Annotated in this window: 2 protein-coding genes; both read right to left on the bottom strand. The window is 71.2% G+C overall.

Annotated features, from left to right (window positions below; genetic code table 11):
* Window positions 1–141 precede the first annotated feature (141 nt).
* On the bottom strand, window positions 142–822 hold the full coding sequence (locus ABT116_RS41395; protein WP_351645424.1) for a helix-turn-helix transcriptional regulator: 681 nt from the start codon (window positions 820–822) through the stop codon (window positions 142–144).
* Window positions 823–1,048: 226 nt separating this feature from the next.
* On the bottom strand, window positions 1,049–2,953 hold the full coding sequence (locus ABT116_RS41390; protein WP_351645421.1) for an outer membrane protein assembly factor BamB family protein: 1,905 nt from the start codon (window positions 2,951–2,953) through the stop codon (window positions 1,049–1,051).
* Window positions 2,954–3,124: the final 171 nt, after the last annotated feature.

Here is a 3,124-nt window from a genome sequence, read left to right as displayed (position 1 = left end):
GCCGGCTACGAGATGACCGGGCGCGTCAACGCCAGTCAGTCGGTATGAGACCCCATCGCGCCGTTCCGAGGACGGACACCCCCCGGCGCGGCCCCGACCCCCACCCGACGTCACGCGAAGACGCGCACCCCAAAGCCCCGCTCACGGCTCCCGCCGCACCGCCCCCGCCCGATCCAGCAACCCCGTCCGCGCCGCCAGCGCCGCCGCCTCCAGCCGCGACCCCACGCCCAGTTTCATCAGCACCCGCTGGACATGCGTACGCGCCGTCGACGGTGCGATGCCCATGCCCGCCGCGATCAGGCGGGTGTCCTCCCCGTCGGCGACGCGGACCAGCACCTCCACCTCACGCGGCGTGAGCATCTGGAGCAGCCGCTGGCCCTCGTCGTCCGGCTGGGCCGCCGGGTTGAGCAACTCACCGAACGCCCCCTGCAACAGCTGCGGCGCCACCGCCGCCTCCCCCGCCCGCGCCTTCATGATCGCCCGCTCGACACCCTCTATGCGCTCATCGTGCCGGACGTACCCCGACGCCCCCGCCGCGAACGCCGCGGCGATGCCGCGGGGGCTCGGCACCGGCCCCAGCACCAGCACCGCCACCTGCGGCCGCTCCCGCTTGATCCTCACCACCGGGTCGAAGATCCCCGGCTCGGCCGGCTCCGCCGTCCCCAGCAGGCACACCTCAGGTGCCCGCGTGATCACCAGCTCCGCCGCACCCGCGGCCGGCGCCGCCGCGGCCAGCACCCGGTGCCCCCGCAGCTTCAGCGCCGAAGCCAGCGCCTCGGCCAGCAATCGGTGGTCGTCGACCACCATGAGCCGCACTCCCATCGAGCAACCCCCCAGTCACCCCAGCCCCCCACGGAAGCCCCCCGGCTCCCCCGCCTTCATGCCCCCGGAAGCTACACGCTTGTTCGACGTCGCGCTCCCCCTACCGGCGAGAATCGCCCCGGATCGCCGAAAGTGCTCTCACCCCGTGTTGACCGCGCCAAACACGAACGGCCCCGTCCCTGAACAGGGACGGGGCCGAAGTGAACCCAAGTCGGTCACCAGACGATCAGTCCGTACCGAAGCCGACCGCGAGGTACTCCTTGTCCCGCACTGTCGACCGCTTGCTCGCGTACACCTTGGACATGTAGAGGTGCCCGTCGCCGTACAGGAACTCGGAGTACTCCGGCGACATGCCGGTCTCCACGTCGCGGACCGTGTCCGTCGAGGGGTTCTGCAGCAGCGTCGTCTCCTTGAAGCTGCCCCCGGCGATGCTCACGACCTGTCCGCCCTTGTCGTACGGGGGACGCTTGTACGCGATCAGGTTTCCGCCGTCCATGCGCAGCGGCGAGATCGTATAGCCGTCGCCCGCGTCGGCCCGCTGCCCGGTCTGCTTGCCGGTGGCGAGGTCGAAGGCGACGATCTCGTTGGTCTCGCTGTACTTGCCGGTGCCGTCGTGCTCCTCGGTCGGCAGGTACAGCCGGTCGTTGCCGACGGCCAGCAGGTTGCAGGCCTCTACGCGGGTGATGCCCTCGCAGCGGGCCGCGAACTGCTCGCCCGGCGCGGAGATGCGCGTGCGCAGCTTGCCGGTCTTGCCGTCGATGGAGAAGAAGTCGGAGATGCCGCTGCCGTCGCCCGCGGAGTCGCCGACGTCGGCGGCCACGACCAGCGGGTTGGTCGACACGATGCTCGCGTACTCGATGCCCTCGGCCATCTTGTACTCCGAGATCACCTTCCCGGACTTCGGGTCGATGGTCTGGATGTGCAGCTGCCGCTGGTCGTAGGAGCCGCACTTGCGCACCGCGACCAGCTTCTCGCCGCCGCCGTAGCCGGCGTCGTAGCAGGAGTCGGCCGGCTTCGGGCTCCACAGGAGCTTGCCGGAGACGTCGAAGGCGGCGCCGCCGCTGGTGCTGCCGACGGCGACGGTCTTCCCGCTGAGGGTGATGTTGTCGAAGTTGATCAGCTGGTCACCGGTCTTGACCGTCTTGGTCCACAGCCTCTTGCCGGCGTCGAGGTCGATCAGCGCGATCTGGCTGCACCCGTGCGAGGGGTCGGCCTTGGTGGGCATCGCCGGCTGGTAGAGGACCGCCGTGAGGTTGTCGTCCGTGACGTGGCGGCTGGCCTGGCAGACCGGGCCGTCGAGCGGGATCTTCCACAGCTCGCCGCCCTTGTCGCGGTCGTAGCCGACGATCCGGGCGATGCCGCTCTTGACGTACGCCTTGTCCGTGAGCCACGAGCCGGAGACGACGACCGTGCTGTCGTTCTTCACCTCGGGTGCCGGGACCTGGAAGAGGACCTTGGCGCTGGGGTCGGACGGCGCCTTCTCCTTGCCGGAGGTGGTGCCGCCGTTGCCGTCGTCCGTGCCGCCGGTGCCGCCGCTCTGACCGGCGGTGTCGTTCTGCCTGCCCTCGTCCTTGCCGGACGAGGCGTACCAGACGCCGCCGCCGATGATCAGGGCGATCGCCACGACCGCGGCGACGATGATCAGCATCTGCGCGTTGAGCTTCTTGCCGCCGGGCGGCCCGGCCTGCGGCTGGTGCGGCATGGTCTGCTGCGGATAGCCGTAACCGGGCTGCTGCCCGTAACCGGGCTGCCCGTAAGGAGCTTGCGGCTGCTGCCCGTAAGGGGCTTGCGGCTGCTGCCCATAAGGCGCCTGCGGCTGCCCGTACGGCCCCGGCTGCTGGCCGGGGTAACCGTAGCCGGGCGGGGCCTGCGGAGGCTGGGGCGCCGGGGCGCCCTGCGGATAGCCGTAACCCTGCGGCGGCTGGGGCGGCGTCTGCGGGGCGGCCGGCGGTGGCGTCTGCGGGGGCTGTGGCGCCTGGGGGTAGCCGTACCCCGGCTCCGGGGCCTTGCCGAGGTTCGGCCCGGCCGCGGGTGGCGGGGTCTGCGGCGGCTGGGTCTGCGGCGGCTGGTCCTGGGGCGGCCCGAAGCCGCCCCCCTGCGGGGGCTGCTGGGGCGGCGGCGGCTGGCTCATGGCGTGGGCACCTCGGGGAAGGGGACGGACCACAAAGGGAGTTCGGAAGGAGGAGGAGTCACTTGCCGTAGGCGAGCATCAACTTCTCCTTCGTGTCGTCGTTCCCGCTCAGCCGGGTCGTCGAGATGTAGAAGCGCCCGTCGACCCAGTCGATCTCCTTGGAGAAGAAGC

The organism is Streptomyces sp. NPDC002130 (genome assembly GCF_040296465.1).
Classification (GTDB): Bacteria; Actinomycetota; Actinomycetes; order Streptomycetales; family Streptomycetaceae; genus Streptomyces.
This window is presented reverse-complemented; position numbering and strand designations above follow the sequence as displayed.